We start from the raw sequence: 20,915 nt of genomic DNA, 5'->3' as shown, positions 1-20,915 counted from the left end.
CGTCCTCCCCTCAGGCCGCGCGGGCCTTCCCGTCGACGTGGTGGTAGCTGCCGCCGTAGAAGACCAACGCGTGTTCGCCGGTGCCGCGGCTGGTGGCGACCACCCGGCCCAGGAAGATCGAGTGGTCACCGCCTTCCAGCACCTGTGCCAGCTCGCACTCCAGCCAGGCCAGCGCCCCGTTCAGCAGCGGGGCCCCGGTCTTGCCGCCGGCCGTGTAGCCGACGGCTTCGAACTGGGCCATGCCGTCGGGACGGCGCCAGTCGGCGAAGTACTTCGACGTGTCCTGCTGGTCCGCCGCGAGGATGTTCACCCCGAACGAGCCGGCGTTGACGATCGCGGTGTGCATCCGCGCGGCCTTGGACACGCAGCACAGCACCATCGGCGGTTCCAGCGAGACGGACGAGAACGCGTTGGCGGTCATGCCGTGCGCGTCCTCCCCGCCCGCCGTCAGCACCGTCACGCCGGTGGCGAACTGCGCCATCACCTGCCGCAGTCCCGGCTGGGGCGAGAGGACCCGGCGCGCCGGCGACCTCGGCAGCCGCTTCAGCACGGGAGGCTCCGATTCGTGGGCCACAGTCAGACTCCCTTGCCGTTGACCGCGGCCGTCCAGTAGGGCACCAGCGCCTCGCGCAGCTGCTCGGGCACCCGGGACGGCACGGTGGCCGTGTTGGGCCCGCGCATGCAGGCGATCCGCTGCCGTCCCCTGGCCACCAGCCGCTCGTCGCCCTCGGGGGTGAGGTGGACGTAGTCGAACGCGAACTGGATCTGCGTCGAGGTGAGCTCTTCCAGCCGCAGCCGGATGGACAGCTCGTCGAACGCGGTGATCTCGGCGAAGAACTCGCACTCCACCTTGAGGGTGAACAGCTTGAGGTCGTGGCGGACCTCTTCGAGTACCGCCGGGGCCTTCTCCTTGAGGAACATCTCGCGGCACCGGCCCTGCCAGCGCACGTAGTTCACGTAGTAGACGTTGCCCACCAGGTTGGTCTCTTCGAAGCCGACCGTGTGACGGATCTCGTAGTAGTCGGCCATCTTCAGTTCCCCTCTGCGTGCAGCACGGCGAAGACGATCGGATCGGTCCGGTCGTTGACGGTGGTCGCCCAGGTGGCGATCCGCGCGGTGCCGGAGGCGAGCAGCGCCCACCCGTCGGCGTCGACCTGGCGCACGGTCAGCGCCTGGGTCATCGAGCCGGTCTTGCGGACGCACTCCAGCGCGCTCCAGACCCGCGTGTTGGCCACGCTGATCGGTTCGCCGGTGTCCGCGGCCAGCAGCCGGCCGAGGGCGAGCAGCTCTTCGCCCAGCAGCCCGGCCCAGTCCTCGCCGGTGCGTTCGATCGCCGTCTCGATGTCGCAGGCGACCTGGTCGGCGCCGGCGACCACGAGGGTCAGCTGCGCGGTGTGCGACGCGTTCACCTGCACGCCGTCGCATTCGGGCTTGCCGTCGGGGCGGTAGCGCACCTCGACCGGCCGGTCGAGCGCGCGGCCCGCGGCGAGCGCCGTCTGCGCCCTCCGCTCGGCGATGCCTTCGGCCGGGCGCCCCGCGGGGTCGGGTTCCAGCACCACCGCCCGCGTCCCGCCGAGCAGCCGTTCACAGGCACGCTCCACATAGGACCCGAGCATCGAGGGGACCCACGGCCCCGCGCCGTCGCGCTTGCGGACCGCGCGCAGCTTCAGGCCTTCCCAGCGCTCGACCAGCGTCCCGTCCGGGTTGCGCACGTCGAGGTCGTAGACGTAGCTGTCGCCGTCCTGGGAGCGTTCCTTCGCGTCCAGCAGCACGTACTCGTCGTGCTGACGGCCCGGTTCGGCCAGGTACAGCTTCTCGATGCCCTGCGGCAGCAGCGTCGCGTCCGGGACGCAGCACTGGATCGCGTGCATCATCGCGTCCCGGGTGCCCGGGTCGGCCAGCAGCCGCTCCTGCGGGAGGAACGGGGCGAACCACTGGTGGTCGGCGCTGGTCGCGATCTCGGCGACCGCGTGCCGGGCGCTCGCCCGCCGGTAGCCGAGCACGCGCTGGAACCGCTTGCCCTGGAACAGGACCGAGCCGTACAGCTCGCTGATCGGCTCCACCGGGACCGGCGGCAGCGCGACGTCGCGGGGTACCTGCTCGCCCAGCTCCGCCGGCCGCGCGAAGCTCAGCCGCGCCCGGAAGTGGTCGGCGCTGAAGCCGGTCTCGTCACTGCGGATCACGACGTCCACGGTGTCCGCGTCGCGCGCCAGCGTGGCCAGCCGGACCGTGGTCGACCCACCCGGCGAGACGATGATCGGCCGGAGGAACTCGACGTCCGACAGCACCGGGGTGCCGACGCGGTCCAGCGTCGCCGACGCGGCCTGCGTCATGGCCTCCATGCCGAGCACCGCCGGGAACAACAGCTGCCCGTCCAGCAGGTGGTCGGTCAGGTACGGGTCGGCCCCGTCGGAGAGGTCGGCCTCGGTGATCAGCTCGACACCCGGGTAGTGCACGACCGCGCGGTCGACGAACCGGCTCAGCGGCAGCTCCCGCTTCTGGATCGGCAGCGTGGCCAGGCCCGACGTGCGGCCGCAGACCACCAGCACCGGCGGCGCGGCCGGGTCGGCCAGCACCTGGCGGAGGATGGTGATGCCCTCCTCGGTCGGGATCGGCGTGATGCCGTCGCGCATCAGGGCGCTGACCACGCCGAGCTTCTCGCCCATGCCGGTGCCCGACCAGACCGACCACTCCAGCGCGATCGCCCGCGCCTTCGGGTGCTCCTGGCCGAAGCGCAGGGTCAGCTCGGTCATCCAGTCGTTCGCCGTGGCGTAGTGCGCTTCCCCGCGCAGGCCCGCCCGGCCGATGATGCTGCCGAAGGTGACCAGGAGCTTGATGCGGTCCTGGTCGACCGCGGCGAGCACCGCGTTGAGCCCGCCGATCTTCGGGGCGAGCGTCTTGCGGAAGGTGTCTTCGGTGAGGCTGAAGAGGGCGGCCGGCTCGTTGCGGCCCGCGCCGTGGAGGATCGCCGTGACCGGGCCGAGCTCGGCCTCGGCCCGCGCGATCGCCTCGGCGACCTGCGGAGCGCTGGTGACGTCGGCGCGCTCGTAGCGGTAGCGGATGCCCGCCGCCTCCATGCGGTCGAGGTTCTCCGCCAGCTCGGTGTCGGACTCCGGGTCCGACCGGCCGAGCAGCGCCAGCTTGGCGCCGGAGTCCTTGGCCAGCGCCAGCGCGCTTTCCGCGGTGATGCCCTTGCCGCCACCGGTGACGAGCAGGACGTCGGACGAGTCCAGCGAGTCGCGGATCGGGCCGGGCTTCGGCGCGGCCAGCGCGGACAGCCGCGGCACCGTGCGGCCGCCGTCGGCGCCGTAGCGCGCTTCGGTGAAGTCCGTGGTCGCGGCGACCTCGGCCACCACCGTGTGCACGGCTTCGGCGACCGCGTCCACATCGGACGGTGCCGGGTCGGCGAAGTCGATGATCGTCGTCTTCGCCGACGGGTCCTCGAGGCGCAGCGTGCGGGCCAGGCCGGCGGCGCCGTAGCCGTGGTGCACGACCACGAAGCGCGTGCCGTTGGGGGCGGCCATGACCGCGCGGCCGGCGTCGAGGAACAGGCCGACGTGGCTGGAGTCGCAGTCCGCGGGCAGACAGAGCAGCACGCCGTCGCCGGCACCGGACGCCGCGAGCGCGGCCCGCAGTGGTTCGGCCAACGGGTGCCGCGGCGTCGAGAAGACCTGCCATTCGGCGCGGCCGGTTCCCGGCGTCAGGTCCGCCGAAGGCCGCGGCGCGGGCACGTACTCGACCGCGAACGGCCGGACCCACGGCCCGACACCCGGGGCTTCGCCCTTGCCGGAGTCCGCCGGCTTCGCCGTCTGCGCGAGCTCGTCGATCATCTCGGCGAGCTCACCGAGGCACACCGTCGCGAAGTTCGGCATGCCCTCCAGCGCGGGCCGGCCCAGCGCCCGGGTGACGTCGTTGACCAGCTGCCCGACCGTGATCGACGACAGGTGCAGGTCGTCGAGCGGGTGTGTGTCGGCGGTGACGGCTTCCAGGGGCAGCTCGACGCGCTCGGCGGCGAGCTTGCGCAGCAGGTCCAGCGTCGAGCCCGAGTCGGACTCGGCCGTCGTGGCGTCGGCCTCGGCAGCCTGTGCCTTCTCCGCGGCCAGTTCGGCGGCCAGCTCGCTGTCGATCGACGGTGCCGCCTCGCAGGGGCTCGCGAGGAAGCCGAACTCGCCGTCGGCGGGCAGGGCGCGCACGACGCGGCCCTCGAACAGCGCGTCCACCGAGACCGGCGCGCCGAGCGCGAACGCCGCGCCGACCACGCGCAGCACGGCCTGCAACGACGCGTTGTCCGAGTCGAGCGCGAGCACCGGAGTCTCCGGCGCGATCTCTTCGAAGAGCCCGGTCAGCACCCGGCCGGGGCCGACCTCGACCACCAGGTCGCTGCGCTCGGCCACCTTGGCGGCGGCCTCGCGGAAGCGGACCGGCAGCACGATCTGGTCGCGCAGCAGCTCGGGCAGGTTCTCGGCGGTGTGCAGCACGTCCCCGCTGACCGTGGACACCACGGGCCGCTCCAGCCGGGCGAAGGTGAACTCGCCCAGCCGCTCGGTCATGGCGTTCGCGGCCGGCTCGACGGCCGGCGAGTGGAAGGCGTGCGAGACCTTGATCCGGGTCGCGCCGACGCCCTGGGCCTTGGCCCGGGCGACGATGCGGTCGATCGACCCGGCGGGCCCGGAGATCACGGTCTGCTCGGGCGCGTTGTACCCGGCGATGACGACGTCGTCGCCCAGGCCGAGCTCCTCGACCCGGCCGGGCGAGGCGGCGATGCCCGCCATGGCGCCGGTGCCGTCGCCGGTCGTCGAGGCCATCACCTTGCCGCGGACCTTGGCCAGCGCGAGCAGGCCGCGCTCGTCGAGCGCGCCGCCCCAGTGCAGTGCGGTCAGCTCGCCGAGGCTGTGCCCGGTGGCCGACGACGCCTCGATGCCGAACGAACGCAGCACCCGCAGGGCGGCCAGCGAACCGGTCACGATCCGCGGCTGGGCCACCTCGGTGGCGACCTGGTCGCCGGCGACCGGCAGCGCCGCGGCGCGGAAGATCTCCTCGGCCACCGCGAACCGGCGGCGCAGTGCGCTTTCCCCGCCCCGCCCGGATCCCTGGCCGGGGAACAGGTAGCCGATCTTCGGCGCGGAACCGCGGGTGCTCGCGAAGATGCCGTCGGCGGCGTCGAAGACCGAGTCGCCGGACTCCAGCTGCTCCAGGAGCTTGGTCAGCTTCCGCTCGGCGTGCTCCGGGTTGGCCGCGACGACCGCGGCGCGCACCGGCTTGCCCGACAGGTCCTTCGCCAGCGTTCCGGCGAGGTCGGTCAGCTCGGCGAACGAGAGCTTCGGCACGACCTCCAGCGTGGCGGCGATGTTCCCGCGCAGGGTCGCGACGTCGTCGGCGTCGAACAGCAGCAGTTCGGCGTCCTGCCGGCCGGCCGTCAGCGCACGCGCCCGCTCGTCGAGCTCGCGGCGGCGGGCCGCGGTCGGCGCTTCGGTGACGGTGACGTGGGAGTTGATCCCGCCGAAGCCCATCGCCGAGACGCCGGCGCGGACCGGCTGGTCCTCGGGCCAGAGCGCCGGGTCACGCGGGACGTACATGCGCGCCGACGACCCGGTCAGCGACTCGTGCGGCTCGTAGTGCCCGGTGGCGGGCGGGATGACCTGGTGGTACACCGCCAGCGTCGCCTTGATCAGGCCGGCGACCCCGGCCGCGGCCTTGGTGTGCCCGATGTTGCCCTTGATCGTCGACAGCGCGGCCGGCTTGGCCAGCGGGTCGGCGTCGCGCCGGGCGGTCGAGAGCGCCTCGATCTCGGTGGCGTCGCCCAGCGCGGTGCCGGTGCCGTGGCCCTCGAAGTAGGAGACGGTCTCGACGCCGTAGCCGGCGCGGTCGTAGGCGCGTTTGAGGGCGAGCCGGTGCCCGGCGGCCTCGGGCCGGGTGATGCCGCCCTTGCCGTCGGAGGAGACGCCCCAGCCGCCGATCGACGCGTAGATCCGCTTGCCCTGCTCCAGCGCGTCGCTCTCGCGCATCAGGACGAGCATGCCCGAGCCCTCGCCGGGCCAGAAGCCGTTGGAGTCGGCGTCGTAGACCTTCATCTCGCGCTTGGCCAGCGCGCCGGTCTTCGCGAACCCGATCACCTCGAACGGGTCGATCGAGAGATCGACCCCGCCGGCGACGGCGAGGTCGAGGTCGCCCTGGACGAGCGCGTTGGCCGCGGTCACCACGGACAGCAGCGAAGACGAGCAGGCGCCGTCGACGGTGTAGCCGCCGCCGGCGAAGTCGAAGTGGTTGCAGACGCGGCCGGCGATGGTGTTGGCCAGGCCGCCGGCGAGGGTGTCCTCGTTGATCTCGGGGAACGGCTCCTTGTACTGGATCTCCAGTTCCCGCAGGAAGTTCGCGGTCTCCTCGTCCTCCCAGCCACGGGCGGTCAGCGCGGCCGCGACCGTGCGGCGCACGTACGGCCAGCGCAGCCGCATGATGTTGGCGCGGGAGAACTCGCCGGTGAGGCTGTTGCCGATGACGACACCGGTGCTCTGCCGCGGCGCGCCCTCACCCTCGCCGAAGCCGGCGTCGGCCAGAGCCGCGGCGGCGACGTCCAGGGCGAGCCAGTGCGTCGTGTCGGTCGCCCGGAACGTGCTGCCGGCGACCTTGTGCGCCACCCGGTCGAACTCGTAGTCCCGCAGCACGGCCGCCTTCTGCGCGTAGAAGCGGTCCGGTGCCTTCGGGTCGGGCGAGTAGTAGTCCGCCCGGTTCATCCGCTCGTCCGGCAGCCTGCGGAACGCCCGGCGCCCGGCCAGCACGTTTTCCCAGAGCTCCTCCGGAGAACTCGCATCGGGGTACCGGAGACCGATACCGACGATCGAAATCCGCTCTACGCTCATGCCACCGCACTCCCACTGGCTCTCGAGCCCCGTATCACCGGAACCGTCAGGTCCCCGCTGTCCTCCGGCACGGGAACGGGGTCCCGCGCCGGTCTGTCGTCGTCCTCGGGCGGCGACGGCGCCGCTGCCCGGTCCGCCCGGTCCGCCGGGCTGCCGGAGTCCAGCTTCTCCGGGCGGAGGCGGACCGTCTTCTTTCTCACTGCCCCGGCTCACACCTGAGCACGCTGGGACAACCGAACCGAACTGTCCGTTGTGGACACTTCAGGCGTCGAACTGGCCGGGCCGGCGGCCCTGGCCCGCCGGCCCGCGATAGGCCTGGGCGATGTCGAGCCACTGGTCCGCCAAGGTGCCCTTCGCCCGGATGTCGAGGTCGTAGCGGTGCCGCCGCCGGGTGACGAGCAGGCAGAAGTCCTCGGCGCTGCCGCTGACCCGCTGGGCCGCGTCCGCCGGCCCGAACGTCCAGAGCGCGCCCGAAGGCCCGGTCAGCTCGAACCGGAACTCCTCGTCCGGCGGCGTCAGGTTGCGCGCCTCGTAGCCGAAATCGCGCACGCGCACGGCGAAGCCGACCAGGTGCTTGATCCGGTCGGTGCGCTCGCGGCGCACGCCCAGCGCGTCGGCGATGTCCTGGCCGTGGCCGAACAGCTCCATCAGCCCGGCGCAGGCCAGCACGTACGGCGGCAGCGGGTGCACCAGCCACGGCACCAGCTGGTCGCCGGGCACGGCGGCGAGGGCCTTGAGGCCCGCGTCGCGCTCGGCGCGCCAGCGGGACAGCAGCACCTCGGCCGGGTCGTGGATGAACTCCTGCAGCGCGCCTTCGACGGCGTTCTCGAAGCCGACCGCCTCGACCGCCTTGATCGTCTCGGTGAACGTCTCCGGCTGCGCGGCCGCGAGACCGGCGATCCGGAAGATGAACGCGAGGTGCGCGATCTGGTGCTTCACCGCCCAGCCCGGTGCCGGGGTCGGGGTGTCCCACCCCGCTTCGGGGAGGCCGGCGACGAGCGCGTCCACCTCGGCGGCCTCGGCGGTCAGGTCGGCGATCACGCCCGTGGTGTCAGTCACCTGTCTGTCCCTTCGGCGGTGCGACGGCTGGGTAGGGGGACGGCGGCCGCCGCGGGGGCGGCGGGGTAAGGGGAGCCACCGCCGCGGCGACCGCCGTCCGCCAGATCGGGCTCCGCCGGTGCTGCGTCACGGGCCAGGAAATCGGTGTGCCCCGGTTCTGCGCGCCCCGGCGGGCGATCTGACCGTTCGATCATCACCCGCGCCGACCTGGGGAGTCTTCTCTTCGCGGGCGGTGCGCCAGCCGGTCACCGGCCGCCACGGCCGCTGTGAGAGCCGCCCACGACACCAGCTCCACCAGCGCGCGATCGTTCGTCCTCTTCGGACGGACGTCGGCCGGGGTCACCTGGTAGGCGGCCTTGGCCGTGAGCAGGGCGAGCCGGCCCGCCGCGCGTTCGGGGCCGGGCAGTTCGGCGAGCACCGGCTCGACCCACGCGCGGCCGAGCCCGGGCGGTTTTCCGTCCCAGGACTTGACTTCGCGGCGGACGAGCTCCCGCACCCGCGGCGGCACCGAGCGTTCCCCGGCGGCCTCGATCGCCGCCGTGGCACGGGCGAAGGCGTCGGCCACGACGCCGTCCGGCGGTGCCCAGCCCGGGCCGTCCGTGGCGCTCGGGGGCAGCAGGTCCAGTGCTTCCCCGGCCGGCGGCGCGGCACCCGGTCTGAGCAGGTACCCCAGTACCGCCCTGGCCTTCGCCCGCGCCGAGGGCGGCACGGCCTCCGGCAGCGGGGACGAGCCGAGGAACACGCTCACCATCCGGTTGAGGTAGTGGAACGCGACGGCCACGGCGGTGAACTCGGCGGCGGTGTCGCCGGGGACGTCGGCGGGCAGCCGTCCCCCGCCCCTCGCCCACTCCGCCAGCGCGCGCGTGTCCCGGTCCGCGATGGCCCCGGGGTCGCCGGCTTCGATGGCCGCCGCGGCGCCCGGCTCGCCCAGCGAACCGAGCGCCATGCCGTGCACCTCGACGCAGTAGGGGCACGAGTTCGCCGCCGACACCGCGGCCGCGACGACCTCCTTGTCGGCCCGGCTCGCCGTCCCGGCCGCGACCAGCGACTCCCGCAGCACCAGCCACGCCGCGGCGAGGACGTCCGGCGCCGGCGAGTGCAGCGCGATCGGCGGGGCGAGCATCCCGAAGTCCCGTTCGACCTGCCGGTAGACGTCCCGCACGAGCCCCCGCGCCCGCCTCGGCCGCACGACGTCGACGTGCTGCACGTCCCGCAGCGTCCGCCGCAGGGCGAACCGCACCAGTCCGGGCGCCATCGTTCCTCCTCCAGAACCGGCGGACCCGCGCTCCCAGGCCCCCAGGAGCGCGAGTTCGAAGTACCCGTGCATCAGCTGCCCGCGACGAGGTCCAGTTTGGACACCGCGCGCCGTCCCGTGATCGAGCCGTCGGGGGCGGGCGCGCCGTACTTGACGTCGACGCCGCGGGCCTGCGCGGCCCGGACGATGCTCGGGACCGACCGCTCGGCGAGCGCGGCGATCGTCATCGCCGGGTTCACCGTCAGCGCGCCCGGCACCGCGGCGCTGTCGGTGACGAAGATGCCGGGGTGGTTGCGCAGCTCGTGGTTCGGGTACAGCGCCGACGTCGCCGGGTCGTCACCGATCCGGCAGGACGCCAGCGGGTGCACGGTGTACGCGCCGACGACGTCGTTGGTCCACGGCGAGACCTTCGCCAGGCCGTCCTTCTCGATGATCGACTTGCAGTCGGCGTCCGCGAGCGCCCAGCCGCGGCGGGTGTTCGTGGTCGGCTCGTAGCGCAGCGGGCCGCGGCCGAGCATCTGCTGCGAGATCCGGTAGGCGTTGCCGGTGGGCGGCGGGGTGCCGAACACGCCTTCGTTGTCGTCCTCGGTCATCAGGAAGATCGTCAGCCAGTTGGCCCACTGCTTGAGGAGCTCCTTCTTCTGCGCCCCGTACCACCGCGGCTCGTCCCCGCCGGGCACCTGGGCGAGAATCGTTCCCAGCCCGGGAGGAAAGTACAGCTGCTCCAGCGAGTACCGCTCGTACTCCGGCAGCGAGCCGTCGAGCTTGTCCCAGTTCGCGACGGTCGGGCCCTTGCCGATGTGGTTGGCGGAGTAGACGGGACCGTCCTCACGGGACAGCCCGAGCACCTCGCGGACGCGGTCCTCGTCGATGATCGCGGTGTTGAGCCGCTCGCCGTTGCCGGAGAAGTACCGGCCGACGGCGTGCGGCATCGCGCCGAGCGCGGCTTCCGAGCGCTGCAGGATCACCGGCGTCGCCCCGGCGCCGGCGGCGATGACGACGACCTTCGCCTCGATCACGCCGGTGCCGGTGTGGATCCGGTAGTCCTCTTCGTCGACGATGTCGAAGTGGACGCGGTAGCCGCCGTCCTCGGTCCGCTCGAGCCGCTGGACCTCGTGCAGCGGCCGGATCTCCGCGCCGTGCGCGAGGGCCGCGGGCAGGTAGTTGGTCAGCATCGAGCGCTTGGCGTCGAACTTGCAGCCCGCCATCATGAAGTTGCAGTTGACGCAGGTGGCGTTGTCGACCGCGACCGGCGCCGGGTTGGCCGTGCGGCCCGAGTGGTTGCAGGCGGCGGCCCACAGCCCGCCGGCGTAGGAGACGTCGCTCCAGTCCTGTTTGGACACCGGGATCGACTCGTCGACGCGGTCGTACCACGGCTCGAGCGAGTCGCGGGACACGACCGAAGGCCACATCCGGCGCCCGATGCTGCCGTGGCGGTCGAAGACGAACTTCGGCGCCCGCGGCATCGCCGCGAAGTACACGACGCTGCCGCCGCCGACGCAGTTGCCCCCCAGCACGCTCATCCCGTCGCCGACGACGAAGTCGAACGCGCGGGTGTAGGACGAGCCGAGCAGGTAGTCGTGCTCGAAGTCGTCGGCCGCCAGCCACGGCCCGCGTTCCAGCACCGTGACCTTGGCCCCGCCGGCGGCGAGGTGGTAGGCCGGGATGGACCCGCCGAAACCGCTGCCGACGATGACGACGTCGGTCTTGTCGATGACAGTCATGCGGGGCTCCCGGAAGGCGTGGTGTCGGGGTGGAGTTCGGCGAGCTTGCGGCCGTAGCCGTACTTCGGGAACCGCCAGAACCCGTCGGCGTCCGGCTCGGTGTACCCCAGCGCCAGCAGGCCGGGGTGCCCCTCGCGGATGGCCTCGGCGGTGTGCTTGTGCGCGGCGCTGTCGAAGGCCATGTTGCAGAACAGCGCCAGGCTGACCCAGCCGTCCTTCTCCGGGTGCCCGGGCGTGGTCAGCCGGCGCACGAGCTCGCGGCGGTGCTCGTACGCCAGCGCGACGAACGGCGGGACGTCGTGGTCGAGCTCCAGCTCCACCTCGCCCGCGTAGACCTTCGCGTGGTCGTTGAGCGACTGCGCCAGGTAGGGCAGGCCGGCCGTGACGCCGGTCGCGTCGAAGTTCAGCAGCTCGAGCGCGCCGGCCGCCACCGAACCCGGGCCGGGCGCGGCCCCGGCGATCGCGCGGTCTTCGGGGAACCGCTTCTCCCCCGGCACGATCGTGTCCGCGTAGGCCTCGAGAGTCATGTTCTGGACGCGTTCTTCTTCGGTGGCCTCGGGTTGCACCGGCCTACCTCCTCATCGAATGTCCTGAGTAGACGTCAGGCTGCGTCGGTCAGCCGCCGCCGCTGCCGGCGGTGCACGGTCATCGGCAGGCCGCCGCGCACCCGCAGCGACAGCATCGCCTCGGGTTCGACGACCTTGCCCGGCACCTTGCGCAGCCGCAGGTCCCGCGCGGCCGTCGCGAGCACGAACACCGCCTCCATCACGCCGAGGCTGTTGCCGATACAGAACCTCGGGCCGGCCCCGAAGGGCAGGTAGGCGTAGCGCGGCGGCCGTTCCGCGGCGGTGAACCGGCCCGGGTCGAAGCGTTCCGGGTCGGCCCAGAACTCCGGGTGCCGGTGCAGCGTGTAGGGCACCACGACGACGTCGGACCCGGCAGGCACGTGGTACCCGCCGATCTCGTCGTCGGCCTGGGCGATCCGCGGCAGCAGCCACACCGGCGGGTACAGCCGCATGACCTCCTCGACGACCGCGACGGTGAACGTCAGCCGCCGCAGGTCCTCGTACTCGGGCCGCCGGTCGCCGAGCACTCGGGCGGCCTCGGCGTGCAGCCGCTCGCCGACCTCGGGGTGCTCGTCGATCAGGTGGAACGCCCAGCCGAGCGTGCTCGCCGTGGTCTCGTGGCCCGCCAGCAGCAGCGTGATCAGCTCGTCGCGCATCCGCTCGCGCGACGCACCCTCGCCGGACCCGGACGCGATCAGCCGGGACAGCACGTCCTCGCCGTTCTCGACCGGGTTCGCCAGCCGCTGCTCGACGAGCTCGTCGGCGATCCGGCGCAGGTCGTCGCGCGCGGTCCGGAACTCCAGTTGCTTCTTCAGCGGCACCCACTGCGGGACCATGCTGAGCGTGACGGCCTCGAACATGGCCTGGTCCTGCACGGCCTCGAACGAGTGCCCCAGCGTCTCGTACCCGCCGAGCTCGGCGTCGAGCAGCGTCTTGCCGAGCACGCCGAGCGTCAGCCCGGTCATCTCGTGCAGGATCTCGACCGGCCCGTCGTGCGTGGCCAGCCGCTTGACCAGCGCGTCCACTTCGGACGCGACCACGGCGGCCTGCCGCGAGATCCGCTTGGGCTGGAACACCGGCTGGATGGTCCGGCGCTGCTTCTTCCAGGTCTCGCCGTCGCTGGTGAGCAGGCCGTCGCCGAGCGCCCGGCGGGCCTCCTGCAGGCCGATGCCCTTGTGGTAGTTCGCGGCGTTGTCCGCGAGCACGTGCTTGGCGAGATCGGGGTGGTTGACCAGGTACATCGCCTTCGGGCCGATGGCGATGCGGACGACGTCGCCGTAGGTCTCGGCGTTGTCGCCCATGAGCGCGAGCCGGTCGGTGAAGAGCTGCTTCAGCAACCGGAACGTCGCCCGGCGCGGCGGCCCGGGCGGCGCGGTGCGCGCCGCCCGGGCGTTGTCCGAAGGACCGGTCATGCCGCGATGGCTCCCGGCTTCTCGTCGTCGGCCGGCGGGGCCGAGGCGAGTTCCAGCTTCGCCTTCTGCGCAGCCTGGTCGGTCTCGAACCGGATCCGCGCCTTGTTCGAGAAGTGCAGGCCCCACAGGAACATGCCGCGGATCAGGCAGACGGTCGCGGTGGCCAGGAACAGCCCGTAGGCCACGTGCACGGCGGTGAAGAAGCCGTACGCGAGCGCCACCCCGGCCCCGAAGAGGAACTGCGAGCCCTTCTTCGACGGCGACGTGCCCGGGTCGGTGACCATGTAGTTCGTGTAGAGCACGAACGCGACGCCGGTGCCCATCGCCAGCGCGCCGGGGATCGACGTGCCGAAGAGCCAGCCGCGGACGAAGGCCTGGACGACGAAGAAGCTCAGCCAGCCCGCGATCAGCCACATGCGGTTGGTCAGCAGCGCGTTGAGCACCGTGCCCGACGCGAGGATGATGCCGACGATCAGCCAGCCGCCCCAGGTCGGGATCTGCTCGGTGAAGTGGTACGGCGGGGCGATGCTGGCCCACGGGAACACGAGCAGGATGATCGTGATGCCGAAGTTCGACGGGTTCATGTAGTGCCGCATGCGGCCGTACACCGGCGCCTGCAGCACCCACTTCGCGCCGACGGCCACGACGACACCGAACATCATCACGAGGATCTGGTCGTTGACGTAGGTCAGCATGTTGAGGGCGAGACCGGTGATGTGCGCCGGCAGGAGGAACTCCACCAGCCCCTTGAACCCGTTGCCCCGGAACCGGACGTCGCGGTGGGTCACGCGGGCGTTGACGATCTCGAGGACGATCTCCGTGGTGTACGCGGTCGCCAGCGCGACGAACGGGTACAGCCACGGCTGCTCGAAGCCGAGCACGGTGTAGCCGATGATGTTGAAGATCGTGATCGAGATCGCGAAGCGCCGCAGCGCGGTGATGACCTTGTTGGTCCGCTTCGGTGGCGCACTGTCCACCTTGGTCAGAGTCGGGCTGGTCATGTCACATCGCTTCCTTCGCCGTGGTGCCCAGCTGATACATGTGGCAACCGGGTTGCAGCTTCAGGTCCTGCGTCCGCAGCTGCCCGGTCCGGTCCCGCCACTGCAGGTGCACGTCGAGCGGTCCGCTGACGTTCTGGCCGAGGCCGATCTGGATGTCGAAGCTGCGCCGGCCCGCCTCGCCGCTGCTGCCGTCGACCCGGCCGAGGTACTTCTTGCCGTCCGAGGTCGTCACGGTCACCTGGGCGCCGATCGCGGGCACGCCGGCCGCGGGCAGCGGGCCCGGCGCCACCGGGGCGTCGGTGGTCAGCTTCAGCTGCAGGTACTTGCCGGGGTTCGGGCTGTCGTTGTGGTAGAAGATCGGCTCTTCCCACTGCCGCGCCACCGCGAACTCGGGCAGGCCGTCGCCGTCGGTGTCACCGACCGCGATGCCGCGGGTGGGCACCGGCACCGCCAGGCCGAGCTTCGGCGCGAGGTCGGCGTAGCGGCCGTCCGGGCTCTTCACGAAGAAGTGCAGCGTCTGGTCGCCGCCGATGTCGTCACCGGCGCGCGCGTTCGGCCACCAGAACGGGTTGGACAGCAGGCCGTCGTGGGCCGTGGCGATCTCCTGCAGGTTCGGCCAGCGGTTGACCTGGCCCTTGACGAACCCGGTCGCCTGGGCGATCTGGTTCTCGCCGCTGTTGTTGAAGTCCTGGATCTTGACGTCCCAGCCCCAGCCGGACCACGCCGTGCCCTTCTCGGCGCTGTCGTCGTGGAAGGGCGCGACACCGTTCTGGAACTGCCTGGTCAGGTCGGCGTTGTCCTTGGCCTCGTTCATGAACTGGAAGTTCGACTCCTCGATGCCCCACGACGTCGTGATGTTGCTGACGAACAGGTCGTAGAGGCCGTCGTGGTTCAGGTCGCCGAAGTCGACGCCCATCCCCTTGAAGGAGTCGTGGCCCAGCACCTTCGACTTCGGGTCGGCGATCCCGCGGACCCCGGTGACCTCGGCGAGCTCGATGTGGCCGGGCGTGGACTTGTTGTACAGGAAGTGGTCGTGCCCGAAGTCGTTGGCGATGTAGAGCTCCGGCAGGTTGTCGCCGTTGACGTCGGTCGCGCTGGAGGCCAGCGTCCAGCCCAGCCGCGCGGACTCGGGGATGCCCTGCGACGCGTCGACGAACTTCGCGGTCGGGTTCGCCCCGGCCGTGGCGCCGGTCCAGCGGAAGATGTACTTGGCGCCGGAGTTCTCCGCGTGCGACATCGACTGGTTCAGCGTGATGCCGCCGTCGGCGTTCGGGTCGAGGACCCGGCTGTCCGGGAAGTAGTTGCCCACGAAGACGTCGACGTGGCCGTCGCCGTCGAAGTCGCCGATGGTGACCGAGTCGGTGTTCCACAGTGGACCGTCGTACTTGCCGTCCGGGCCGCGGTGGTCGCCCGGCAGCAGCTCGGTGGGCTGGAAGGCCGAGGCGTCGAACTTCGTCGCGGTGGACTTCTGCAGGAACAGGACCGGCGACCGGCCCCAGTAGTAGACGAGGACGTCGGTCCGGCCGTCTTCGTTGTAGTCACCGGGCACGCAGCCCATCGGCGCCATGTAGTCCCACGTCGGCAGCGCCGGGGCGGGGTCGAGCGCGAAGGGCGCGTACCGCGGGCCGGAGTCCGGCGCCGGGGTGATGACGACCTGGTCGCTGCGCGGGTCGACCAGGCAGAGGTCGTTGGCCTTGCCGCTGCCGCTGATGTCGTTGATCGCGATCGCGGCGCCGACCGAGGAGATCCACGCGGCGATGTGCTCGTACTCCTTGTTCACCGTCCGGATCGACTGCGACTTCTTGGCCGCCGGCAGCGCGATCGTCATCGGGGTGAAGTGGAACTTGCCCGCCATCGCGTCTTGCTCGGCGGCGGAAACGGTGGGCAGCCGGGCGACCAGGAACAGGCCGAGGATCAGCACCAGCGCCACGATGCCCGCCAGCTGCTTGCGCAGCCAGCCGAAGGTCGCGGTCATTTCTTCTTCCCTCCGTGGGTCAGCACTTCTTCGGCGATCCGCTGCCGCCAGGTTTCGAACGCCGGGACGTCGTCACCGTCGACGACGACGGCCGGGCGCACCTCCTGCGTGATGGCCGCGGCGCGTTCGGCGGACAGCCCGCAGATCGCCCGGGCCGCCATCTCGGTCTCCGGGATCAGCAGGCCCGACCGCACGCGGCATTCGGCGGCGAATGCGCTGCCCTGGGCCAGCGGCCCGTGGTGGATCCCGGCGCGGTCGACCAGTTCCGCCAGCTCGTCGGCGGTGACGCCGCACGCGTAGGTCGAGGCCAGCCCCACCCCGGCGTACAGGTCGCCGTGGCGCGACTCGGGGAACCCCTCGATCGTCTTGGTCACCAGTTCGACGTCCGTACCGCAGATGAACCACAGCGCCCGGCCGATGCCCTGGTCGATCGCCCGCAGCGCATAGCCGTCGTAGCGCTTGTCCGGCCAGGAGAAGCCCGGCTCCTGGTACTGGTTCCGGATGTAGGAGTCGGTCTTGAAGTACGCCTGGTGGAAGCCGTAGCCGTCGAGCACCAGCCAGCGCAGCAGCGGGTCGAACGCCGAGGCCTTCGGCCACGCGAACCGCGGGAGCCGGCACATCGCCCAGCCGACCCCGACGTAGATGATGTAGTCGTGCTTTTCGCCGGGACCCGCCAGGAACTCGGCGATGTTCGTGCTCTTGCCGAACGGCAGCCCGTCCAGCACGCCGTACCCCATCCCCGCGCCTTCGTAGGCGAATCCGCGGAACTGCGGGGGAATCCGCTCGAGCCACTCCTCGGCCTGCTCGACCGACTTCGCTTCGACGGCGTGCGCGTACCCGAGCAGGAACTTCTCCCCGACGGTCTCGAGCCGTTCCTGTGCGGCTGGGCTCTTCCGGTGGAAGCCCCGCTTCTCCAGCAAGGTTTCCGAGACGTCCGGTGTCAGGACGCGGCGTCTCAGCGTGCGCCAACCATTGCCCAACGCACTCTCCCCCTTAGGGTCGACAGGCTTGTTTCCTCTACGGTCACAGATTCCCTGGTCAGCGCTCTACTCCGCGCTTGCCCGCGATCACCGGTTCAGCCCGCGCGCCGCCGCGCGGCCGTGCCGAACTCCGCCCGGATCCGCTGCCGCCACAGCTCGTAGGGCGGCACCGGGCCGTCGTCACCGTCGGCCCGCTCGGTGCGGTCGGCGAGGTTCTGCGCGCCCTGCACGGAAAGGTCGGTGAGCACGCCGGCCGCGAGGTGGGTGTGGGCCGGGACGTAAGAGGAGTACGTGCGGGCCTTCACGGCGAAGACCACGCCCAGCGCGAGCTCGTCGTAGAATTCCCCGGACGCCCGGCGCAGCCGGCCCAGCCCGCCCTGGTCGCTGCCGCCGGCGAACGTCGCGGCCAGCCCGACCCCGCTCCACAGGTCCGCGCGGCGGTGCTCGGCGAACCGCCCGACCGCCGCGGCGACGGCGTCCGGGTTGCCGCCGTTGATGAACCACAGCGCGCGGCCGACCCCCTGGTCGAACGCCCGGCCGAAGTACTCCGCGCGGCCGGCCCACGGGTAGGGCTCCGGCTCGGCCTGCTCGCCGACCCACTTCTTCGTGTCGAAGTAGGCGCGGTCGAAGCCGAAGCCGTCGACGGCCAGCCAGCTCATCACCGGGTGGTAGGCCACCCCGGTCAGCTCGGGCAGGATGTTCTTCCACAGTGGACGCGGCAGCCGCGCCATCGCGAAGCCGATCCCGATGTAGGTCAGGAAGATGTGCGGGCGCCCCGGCCCTTCCAGGAGCTCGCGGGTACGGTCGCGGCCGCCGCCGGGCATCGCGTCGAGGATCGTGTACCCCATCGTCGCGCCCTCGTAGGCGAACCCGCGCTGCTCGGGCTCGATCAGCGCGAGCCGGCGCTCGATCTCCCACAGGGAGGCGCCTTCGATGGCCCACTCGAAGCCGCACACGACCGCCTGCGGCACGGCTTCCAGCCGGGCCGTCGCGTCGGTGTGGACGACGGGAAAGCCGCGTTCGGCGAACCCGACCGAAGCCAGGGAAGGTGCGAGGAAGCGCTTGCGGAGCACTCCGATAACCGTGGACATCGTCGTAGTAGTCCTTCGTTCGTCGGGGGATCAGGCGACGGCGCGCAGGTGCGGCCGCTGGGCGGCGAGCATGCGCTGGGTGAACGGCGACTGCTTCGACGCCAGCGTGATCGCGATCGGCGCGTCGGTCGCGGCCGGCGCGCGCAGGCCCACCCGCGCGGTGGACTGGCCGTAGGGCGCCACGGTCACCCCCTGGTAGCCGATCGAGAAGCGCGGGCCGCCCGCGCCCGGCTGGTGCTGCGAGACCGCGATCGCCGTCCACCGCCCGGCGGGCACGCCGTGGATGGTCAGCTCACCGGAGCTCATGTTGGCCATCCCGCCGAAGGCGACCGGGCCGCACTGCGGCACCGGGTCGGCGAAGAGCCCGACGAGGGTGTCCGCGGGCGCGGAGCCGCGCGGCATCTCCAGCCGCATCGACAGCACGCCGTTGCCGGTCTGCAGCGACGCGCAGCTGCGGCCGGCGGCGCGCAGCGTGCGCAGCGGGGGAAGCCGCTGGAACGTCGAGGAGACCGCCACGAGCAGCTCGGCGACCTGCGGCTCGCGGTACTGCGTCGGCGTCATCCCGACCGCGCGCGAGAACCGGCTGGTGAACGTGCCGACGCTGCTGTAGCCGACGCTGCACACGATGTCGGAGACGTTCAGCGACGTCGTCAGCAGCAGCCGTTTCGCTTCGAACAGGCGCACGGCGGTGAGGAACCGGCCGGGCGTGACCCCGGTGGCGTCGGCGAACATCCGGGAGAAGTGGAACCGGCTGACGAACACCTCCGACGCCAGTTCCGCGAGCGTGATCGGCTCGAAGTACCGTTCCTGGATCGAAGAAATCGCCTGTAGTACCGCGGGCCGGACCGACTTTTCCACTCGCTCGAGCGCCGGTTCGCGGAGCAGGTCGCCGAACTCGCTGCCGTAGCCGGCAGCCGCAACAGAGCGCAACATGATCAACCCAACCTCGAATTCCCAGGACGTCAGTTCTCCTGGTGTCAGGGAAGACGCCGGTCCTTGCAGGACGGTCGACGCGCGATGGAGGGTCACCGGGCGAAACGCACCCGCTCGCGGGAAGCCCGCCCGGCCGCCGGAGATCCACACCGGACGGTCCGTGCGAAACGCACGGCACGGACGTGCGGAGCACCCGCCCGCGGGCGCCGCGGCGGGTCCCGCCGGACGCCCGCTTGGTCCGTTCCAGCGACCCGGCCGGCCGCCCGGCCGCAGGTTGGGCCGGATGGCGGACCATGCGGAACGCACGTGGCGAAGCTGCGGAACTCACGGGGCCAGGGGGAAAACGCACGTTGACTCTGGTGGGTGACTCACTGGTCGCCGGAAGGACGCTCTGTCACATTCGGATAGAAGCCCGGAGTCGGCCGTCCCCCGACCCGCGCGGCACCACTGGGGAGCGCGAGGACGCATTGACGACGCTGGAGGCCTGCCATGTACTCCGAAAAGCCGCCCACGGAAGCACCCGACGAGGGCGGTGTGACGTTCACCGTCCTGGGCCCGCTGGAAGTGCTGCGCGCCGGGGTCGACTACGCGCCGACCACGCCGAAGGTGCTCCAGCTGCTCGCCGTCCTGGTGATGCGCCCGGGCAAGATGGTACACATCGACACCCTGATCCGGGAGCTGTGGTCGGACAACCCGCCCCGGACGGTGCGGACGACGTTGCACACCTACGTCTACCACCTGCGCCGGTGCATCGACCAGAACCGGCTGGCCGCCGACGGTGAGAAGATGCTGGCCACCAAGCAGTCCGGCTACACCTTCTACATCGATCCGTCCCAAGTGGACGTCCACCGGTTCGTCCGGCTGCAGCAGCGAGGCCACGAGCACCAGGACGCCGGCGACAACGCCGGGGCCGCCGACGCCTACCGCGCGGCGCTCGACCTCTGGTCCGGCCCGCCGCTCGCGAACGTCCACTGTGGACCGGTGCTGTCCGCGTACCGCACCGAGCTGCTGGAGCAGCGCCGCAGCGTGCTGCACCTGCGGATCGAAGCCGAGATCACCAGCGGCAAGCACCGCGAGCTGATCGGCGAGCTGCGTTCGCTGGCCACCGGCAGCCCGCTCGACGAAGCCCTGCACGGTCAGCTGATGCGCGTGCTCGGCCGCAGCGGACGGCGCTCCGACGCGATGGCCGTCTACCGCAGGCTCCGGTCGCGGCTGGCGGGCGAGCTGGGCGTCGAACCGTGCGACGACCTCCAGGTGCTGCACCGCGAGCTGATCTCCGAAGGGGACCACCGCTGATCAACTGCTTCCCCGGCTCCGGCCGACCACCCCGCTCCGCCCGAGAAAGAAGTGAGGAAGTTCGATGCCCGCTCCCATCACCCGCGCCTACGGCCAGTTCTGCGGCCTCGCCCGCGCGCTCGAGATCGTCGGCGAGCGCTGGTCGCTGCTGATCGTCCGTGACCTGGTGCTCGGCCCGAAGCGCTACGACGAGCTGCAGGCCGGCCTGCCCAAGATCCCGCCGTCGATCCTGTCGGCCCGCCTCAACGAGCTCGAGGCGACCGGCGTGCTGCGCCGCCGCGTCCGCGCCGAGCTCGACGCGGGCCTGGTCTACGAGCTGACCCAGTACGGCAGCGAGCTCGACCAGATCCTGCTCGACCTCGGGCTGTGGGGCGCGCGCTCGCTGCACCAGCCGAACCCGGACGACGTGTTCACCCTCGACTCGGCGATCCTCTCGCTGTACACGACGTTCCGCCCGGACGTCGCCGACGGCGTCCAGATCACCTACGAGATCCGCTACGACGACCGCATGATCGTCCACGCGCTGGTCGAGGACGGCGCGGTCAAGGTCGGCGAAGGCCGTTTCGCGGGCGCGGACCTGGTGATCAAGGCCGCGAGCGGCTCGGGGCTGCTGGACCTGATGAGCGGCCACGTGACGGCCCCCGAGTCGATCCGCACGGGCAAGCTGGCGATCGAGGGCGAGCTGGCCGACCTGGAGCTGTTCGCCCGGCTGTTCCACGTCCCGGCGGCACCGGAGCCCCCGTCGGGCATCGTGGTCCGCTGAGTT

At 71.7% G+C, this 20,915-nt stretch carries 15 protein-coding genes; 2 read left to right on the top strand and 13 right to left on the bottom strand.

The genetic code is table 11. The features are described from left to right. Nucleotides 1-10 precede the first annotated feature (10 nt). The 13 genes from AB0J40_RS44305 to AB0J40_RS44245 form a co-directional block, all read right to left on the bottom strand. Nucleotides 11-550 carry a flavin reductase family protein gene (locus AB0J40_RS44305; protein WP_364466178.1) on the bottom strand — a complete coding sequence of 180 codons (540 nt, stop codon included), beginning with the start codon at nucleotides 548-550 and terminating at the stop codon, nucleotides 11-13. Between the two features lie 26 nt (nucleotides 551-576). Beyond that, the gene (locus AB0J40_RS44300) at nucleotides 577-1,029 is read right to left on the bottom strand and encodes an acyl-CoA thioesterase (RefSeq protein ID WP_364466109.1); all 453 of its coding nucleotides are present in this window, start codon (nucleotides 1,027-1,029) and stop codon (nucleotides 577-579) included. Between the two features lie 2 nt (nucleotides 1,030-1,031). After that, nucleotides 1,032-6,857: a type I polyketide synthase gene (locus AB0J40_RS44295; RefSeq protein WP_364466107.1), complete on the bottom strand. Its 5,826-nt coding sequence runs from the start codon at nucleotides 6,855-6,857 to the stop codon at nucleotides 1,032-1,034. A gap of 261 nt (nucleotides 6,858-7,118) precedes the next feature. Continuing rightward, nucleotides 7,119-7,916, bottom strand: a complete 798-nt coding sequence (locus tag AB0J40_RS44290) for a TIGR03084 family metal-binding protein (RefSeq protein WP_364466105.1) — start codon at nucleotides 7,914-7,916, stop codon at nucleotides 7,119-7,121. A 193-nt stretch (nucleotides 7,917-8,109) separates the two neighbouring features. Further along, nucleotides 8,110-9,171: a carboxymuconolactone decarboxylase family protein gene (locus AB0J40_RS44285; protein WP_364466103.1), complete on the bottom strand. Its 1,062-nt coding sequence runs from the start codon at nucleotides 9,169-9,171 to the stop codon at nucleotides 8,110-8,112. 71 nt (nucleotides 9,172-9,242) lie between these two features. After that, nucleotides 9,243-10,895, bottom strand: a complete 1,653-nt coding sequence (locus AB0J40_RS44280) for a GMC family oxidoreductase (RefSeq protein ID WP_364466101.1) — start codon at nucleotides 10,893-10,895, stop codon at nucleotides 9,243-9,245. Beyond that, nucleotides 10,892-11,461 carry a DUF5987 family protein gene (locus tag AB0J40_RS44275; protein WP_364466099.1) on the bottom strand — a complete coding sequence of 190 codons (570 nt, stop codon included), beginning with the start codon at nucleotides 11,459-11,461 and terminating at the stop codon, nucleotides 10,892-10,894. The genes AB0J40_RS44280 and AB0J40_RS44275 overlap by 4 nt, the downstream gene beginning before the upstream one ends. Nucleotides 11,462-11,496: 35 nt before the next feature. Then, on the bottom strand, nucleotides 11,497-12,873 hold the full coding sequence (locus tag AB0J40_RS44270; protein WP_364466097.1) for a cytochrome P450: 1,377 nt from the start codon (nucleotides 12,871-12,873) through the stop codon (nucleotides 11,497-11,499). Then, on the bottom strand, nucleotides 12,870-13,874 hold the full coding sequence (locus AB0J40_RS44265; protein ID WP_364466095.1) for an enediyne biosynthesis protein: 1,005 nt from the start codon (nucleotides 13,872-13,874) through the stop codon (nucleotides 12,870-12,872). Before AB0J40_RS44265 ends, AB0J40_RS44270 begins: the two co-directional genes overlap by 4 nt. 1 nt (nucleotide 13,875) lies before the next feature. Then, nucleotides 13,876-15,849, bottom strand: coding sequence for a CRTAC1 family protein (locus AB0J40_RS44260; RefSeq protein WP_364466094.1), 1,974 nt, complete (start codon nucleotides 15,847-15,849; stop codon nucleotides 13,876-13,878). Next, complete coding sequence (locus tag AB0J40_RS44255) at nucleotides 15,846-16,829, bottom strand: DUF1702 family protein (protein WP_364466092.1); 984 nt, start codon at nucleotides 16,827-16,829, stop codon at nucleotides 15,846-15,848. The genes AB0J40_RS44260 and AB0J40_RS44255 overlap by 4 nt, the downstream gene beginning before the upstream one ends. 95 nt (nucleotides 16,830-16,924) lie before the next feature. After that, nucleotides 16,925-17,920 (bottom strand): DUF1702 family protein, encoded by a 996-nt coding sequence (locus tag AB0J40_RS44250; protein ID WP_364466090.1) that lies wholly within the window; start codon nucleotides 17,918-17,920, stop codon nucleotides 16,925-16,927. Between the two features lie 30 nt (nucleotides 17,921-17,950). Further along, on the bottom strand, nucleotides 17,951-18,856 hold the full coding sequence (locus AB0J40_RS44245) for an AraC family transcriptional regulator (RefSeq protein WP_364466176.1): 906 nt from the start codon (nucleotides 18,854-18,856) through the stop codon (nucleotides 17,951-17,953). Nucleotides 18,857-19,342: 486 nt separating this feature from the next. Here AB0J40_RS44245 and AB0J40_RS44240 point away from each other — a divergent pair, with 486 nt between their 5' ends. Continuing rightward, the gene (locus AB0J40_RS44240) at nucleotides 19,343-20,149 is read left to right on the top strand and encodes an AfsR/SARP family transcriptional regulator (protein ID WP_364466088.1); all 807 of its coding nucleotides are present in this window, start codon (nucleotides 19,343-19,345) and stop codon (nucleotides 20,147-20,149) included. 64 nt (nucleotides 20,150-20,213) lie between these two features. Next, a complete protein-coding gene (locus AB0J40_RS44235) occupies nucleotides 20,214-20,912 on the top strand; it encodes a helix-turn-helix domain-containing protein (RefSeq protein ID WP_364466086.1) in 699 nt (232 codons plus the stop codon). Nucleotides 20,913-20,915 lie beyond the last annotated feature (3 nt).

Source organism: Amycolatopsis sp. NPDC049691, assembly GCF_040675005.1.
GTDB lineage: Bacteria > Actinomycetota > Actinomycetes > Mycobacteriales > Pseudonocardiaceae > Amycolatopsis.
The sequence above is the reverse complement of the archived record's forward strand: the minus strand, read 5'-3'. Positions and strand labels throughout refer to the sequence as shown.